The organism is Frigidibacter sp. MR17.14, assembly GCF_037095735.1.
In the GTDB taxonomy this organism is placed as follows: Bacteria; Pseudomonadota; Alphaproteobacteria; order Rhodobacterales; family Rhodobacteraceae; genus Frigidibacter.
Genome location: NZ_JBAWKD010000034.1, coordinates 1 through 4,155 on the forward strand (window position 1 = coordinate 1; position 4,155 = coordinate 4,155).

Annotated in this window: 4 protein-coding genes and 2 pseudogenes; 5 read left to right on the top strand and 1 reads right to left on the bottom strand. The window is 66.0% G+C overall.

What is annotated here, in order from left to right:
• The 5 genes and pseudogenes from V8J36_RS22685 to V8J36_RS22705 all read left to right on the top strand — a co-directional run.
• A pseudogene (locus V8J36_RS22685) lies at positions 1–603 on the top strand (cytochrome ubiquinol oxidase subunit I); the annotation flags it as partial.
• A gap of 7 nt (positions 604–610) precedes the next feature.
• Entirely contained in the window at positions 611–1,009 is a 399-nt protein-coding gene (locus tag V8J36_RS22690; protein ID WP_336469590.1) for a hypothetical protein, read from the top strand.
• The gene (locus V8J36_RS22695; protein WP_336469591.1) at positions 1,006–1,752 is read left to right on the top strand and encodes a cytochrome c oxidase assembly protein; all 747 of its coding nucleotides are present in this window, start codon (positions 1,006–1,008) and stop codon (positions 1,750–1,752) included. Before V8J36_RS22690 ends, V8J36_RS22695 begins: the two co-directional genes overlap by 4 nt.
• Positions 1,749–2,759, top strand: a complete 1,011-nt coding sequence (locus tag V8J36_RS22700; protein WP_336469592.1) for a c-type cytochrome — start codon at positions 1,749–1,751, stop codon at positions 2,757–2,759. The genes V8J36_RS22695 and V8J36_RS22700 overlap by 4 nt, the downstream gene beginning before the upstream one ends.
• Before the next feature lie 271 nt (positions 2,760–3,030).
• Entirely contained in the window at positions 3,031–3,327 is a 297-nt protein-coding gene (locus V8J36_RS22705; protein WP_336469593.1) for a DUF982 domain-containing protein, read from the top strand.
• Positions 3,328–3,927: 600 nt separating this feature from the next.
• Here the strand turns inward: V8J36_RS22705 and V8J36_RS22710 are convergent.
• A pseudogene (locus V8J36_RS22710) lies at positions 3,928–4,053 on the bottom strand (integrase core domain-containing protein); the annotation flags it as partial.
• Positions 4,054–4,155: the final 102 nt, after the last annotated feature.

Sequence of the window (4,155 nt, forward strand, 5' to 3'; positions counted from 1 at the left end):
GAAAAGCCGATGAAGGACGTGGGGCTGGGGCTGCGGCTGCCCACCTATGCCTCGGGCCCCGCGGCGGTGGGCTGGTGGGCGATGTGGATCACCATGCTGGGCGATTCCACCGCCTTCGCCTCGGTCGTGTTCGGGTTCTTCTTCTACTGGACTTCGCGTGCGGATTTTCTGCCCGAAGGCGCGCTGCATGCCGATGCGCTGCTGGTGCTGGCCTCCGTCGCGGCGCTGGGGATCGCATGGGCCGCCACGCTGGGGGCGAGGCATCTGAACCGTGCCGGGCGCGGGGGCGCGGCGAAGGCCTCGCTGGCAGCGGGGCTTGTCCTCGCGCTTGCGGGCGGGGGCGCGCTCGCGCTGTCGGTGATGGATCTTGCGCCCTCGACCCATGTCTATCCCGCCATCGTCTGCGCGCTGGTGATCTGGACCGGGGCGCATGTCGCGGTGGGGGTGCTGATGCAGGGTTACTGTCTGGCCGGTCTGATCTTCGGCAAGATCGACCCCGAACACGACGCTGATCTGTGGAACGTCACGCTTTACTGGCATTTCCACATCCTGACCGTGCTGGTGACCGCCGCCGTGATCGGCATCGCCCCGCGGCTGTTGTGAGGCACAGATGACCCGGATCACCTGCCACGAGGACGCGGACGAGCTTCTGGACGAAAGCGCCAGCCTCTGGCGCATCACCGCGGCCCCGCTGGTCTGGGCCGCGCATTTCCTGTTCTGCTACGTCGGCGCGGCGATCTGGTGCGCGAAGATCGGCAGTGCCGAGGGGCTCGCGGTCTTGCGGCTTTCGATCCTTGGGCTGACCGTGCTGGCGCTGGCCGCCATCTTCTGGATCGGCTGGCGGTCGCGCGATCTGAGCGAGGTCGGAGAGGTCGCGCCGGTGGCGCTGCGCGAACCGCGCCACCGTCACCGCTTCCTGCGCCATGCGGCCTTCCTGCTGGCGATCATCTCCTTCGTCGGCGTGGTCTATGTCGCGATGCCCGCGCTGTTCATCGGGACCTGCCGATGAGACGGGGATGCGCCATCGCCGGGATCGCGCTGCTGGCCCTGATCTGGCTCGCCCCGCTCGAGGCGTGGCTGCCGCGCTTTCCGCTGCACATGCTGCGGCACATGGTGCTGGTCGCGCTTGCGGCACCGCTTCTGGTGCTGGGCTTTCCCGCGCTTGGCCGCGCCTTCGCGATCTCTCCCCTGATCGCCGCAGGGGTCGAATTCCTGCTGGTCTGGGCCTGGCACCTGCCCGCGCTGCACGGCGCCGCCTTCCGCTTCCCCGGCGCCTTCCTGCTGGAGCAGGCGACCTTCCTGACCGCGGGCCTGCTGGTCTGGTCGGGCAGCCTGCGCGCGGCCCGGACCGGGCAGACCGCGGATGCGCTGGCGGGGGCGGGGGGGCTGCTGCTGACCTCGATGCACATGACGCTGCTCGGCGCGCTGCTGACGCTGGCGCCGCGCGATCTTTACGCGGCCTTCTGCGGCACGCCGCCCGACCTGCCGGGGCAGTCCTCGGGCGGGATGCTGATGCTGGCGATCGGCACGCCGGTCTATCTGCTGGCGGGCGTCCTGCTTGCCGCCCGCGCCCTTGGCGAAAAGGAGGCCCGCGCATNCGATCTTTACGCGGCCTTCTGCGGCACGCCGCCCGACCTGCCGGGGCAGTCCTCGGGCGGGATGCTGATGCTGGCGATCGGCACGCCGGTCTATCTGCTGGCGGGCGTCCTGCTTGCCGCCCGCGCCCTTGGCGAAAAGGAGGCCCGCGCATGAGCCAGCTTCGCACCGTCCTTCTGACGCTGGCCACGCTCGCCGTGCTCGGCGCCGTCGCCGGCTTCGCCACGGTCCTGTTCGGGCTCTTCAACACCTCGGCCCGGACCGGGCACTGGGCGGTCACCGACTGGGCGATGCACACGACCTTTGAAAACGCGGTCGCGCTGCGTGCCCCGCCCGAGGCGGAGGTGCCGGACGATCTGTCCGACCCCGCGCTGATCGAGCTTGGCGCGCGCCATTACGACAGCGCCTGCGCGATGTGCCATGCGACACCCGGCAGGTCGGCGGGCGCGACGATTGCCGAGATGGTGCCGCCGCCGCCGCAGATCGATCGGGCCGTGACGCCGTGGACGGCCGCGCAGATGCACTGGATCGTCGATGCGGGCGTGAAGATGACCGGCATGCCCGCCTGGCCCGCCGAGGGCCGCAAGGACGAGGTCTGGGCGGTGGTGGCCTTCCTGACGGCCGTGCAGCGCGGCATGACGCCAGACGCTTATGCGGCCATGACCGCCCCCGCCGCCGAGGGTTATTGCGCCGGCTGCCATGGCGCGGGCGGGACCAGCCGCGCGCCGCGGCTCGACATCCTGACCCCGGATTACATTGCCGACCAGTTGGCTGCCTATCGTTCGGGCGCGCGACCCAGCGGGATGATGGCCCATGCCGCCGCCAAGGTCCCCGCCTCGGGCGATGCCGATCTGGCCAGGGCCCTCGCCCGGCTCGAGGGGCCGGCGCAATCCGTCCCCGCGGATCCTGCGGCGGGCGAGGCGCTTGCCGCCCGCGGCAACGGCCGGGTTCCGGGCTGCCTGGCCTGCCATGGCCCGGACAATCGTAATCCGCGCATCCCGTTGCTGGACGGGCAGGGCGAGGCCTATCTCGTGGATCAGCTGACGCTCTGGCGCGACGGCGCGCGGGGCGGGGCGGAGCGTGCATCGCTGATGCGCGCCGCAGCGAAAGGTCTTTCGGATGCGGATATCGCCGCCTTGTCCGCCTTCTTCGCGGTGCGCTGAGTAGGACTTTCGTCCTAACAGGGTTGGCTCGCAGCCGAGGAGGGATAGTTAGCAGCCGTCGCGCTCAACGCCCCAGGACATCGTTACGCGCTGGCCACAGGTTTGCTTGCAAGATCGTGAAGCTCTCATGTGCGCACGCTGCCATCTAGGACGTCGCGACCACGGAGGAGGCGGGGAACACTGCGCGTGTTTCGGTGTTTCAATGGCAAGCGGCCGGGCGGCCGAAGGCATGCTTAGTCGACTACCATGATAGAGGCAAAGGGATCCCATCATGCCCAAAAATTGGGGAATACCGCTAATCATCACGCTGTCGAATGATCCAATTCGTAGCCACACGATTGCTAATGCCGACGAGGCGTTAGAACTACTGGTCGATCGTCGATGGGACGACTTCTATAGTAGTGCTTACCTCGGAGCAAAACGTGAGCTTGAGGAACTGAAAAGAGGTCGCGGTTCGGTGCAAACTGCGCGTGCAGCATTCTGTAAGGCTGTCGACGCAGCCGGACATATGGTGATGGAAGCTCGATACCAACAGGCCGTTCCTGTCGGAGCCGGCCTCGTAGGTTAAAGGCACAAACTCGACGGAAGGGCATGCAGCAATCTTTTTAATGAATTTTTCCAACTGCGAACTGAGGCGTGCGAGGCGCACTGCGCCGCGGAGACAGACATGAATAAACTTAACCTTCAGGAGGATCGAATGGTAAAGAAGATAAACCAAAGTCAGGTTCGGAGCGACCCAGCATCGAAGCGCACAGTCGACCCAAATCGTAGAGCTGACCATAGCACTAAACAGCCCGGCAATGCACGAGAAGTTACCGCTCAGACAGAAAAGCGCAAGCCAGTTGAAACCGATGGCACATCCAATAGTGATTCCTGACCACTCACATGGTCGAACCGTGTCCATAAGGTGACTAGGGCAATTCAGTCCCCGGATTTTTGTCCGCCATTGTCGTTCTACCCAGCAAGGGGCTAAATGCGGGTCGACGGCAGGTGCTGACACGCAATCATGCCAAAAAATGTGCGGTCCTAAAAAGATTGCTGCTGGCCGCGCTCCAGACTCTTCGTTGGCTGGAGCGAGAGCCGAGGCGGCATGGCCAGAAGCTCCCTCGGGATCAGGTGGTCCCCATTTCCCGGACAGGTTTGCGACGCTGCTAAGCTTGCTTGGTGATCATGCCGCTGCCTGAAGGTCAGGGCCCTGATGGGCCCGGACCGGTGTCCTGCCGCCGAGTGCCGAATGCGGGCGCTCGGTGTTATAGAAGTCGATCTACCTGCCGATGCCTGCTCTGGCTGCTGACCGGCGTTGTTGCACTTATCGGTGAGGCGGATTCAGGTTGTGAGTCCTGAGTGTTAGCGTCGAGCCATGCCGAAGCCTTCTTCCCCTCGCTACCGCACGACG

Bases quoted from the DNA above. Each gene is read 5' to 3' on its own strand.
- V8J36_RS22700 (WP_336469592.1), top strand. From the start codon at position 1,749: ATGAGCCAGCTTCGCACCGTCCTTCTGACGCTGGCCACGCTCGCCGTG.
- V8J36_RS22705 (WP_336469593.1), top strand. From the start codon at position 3,031: ATGCCCAAAAATTGGGGAATACCGCTAATCATCACGCTGTCGAATGAT.
- V8J36_RS22690 (WP_336469590.1), top strand. From the start codon at position 611: ATGACCCGGATCACCTGCCACGAGGACGCGGACGAGCTTCTGGACGAA.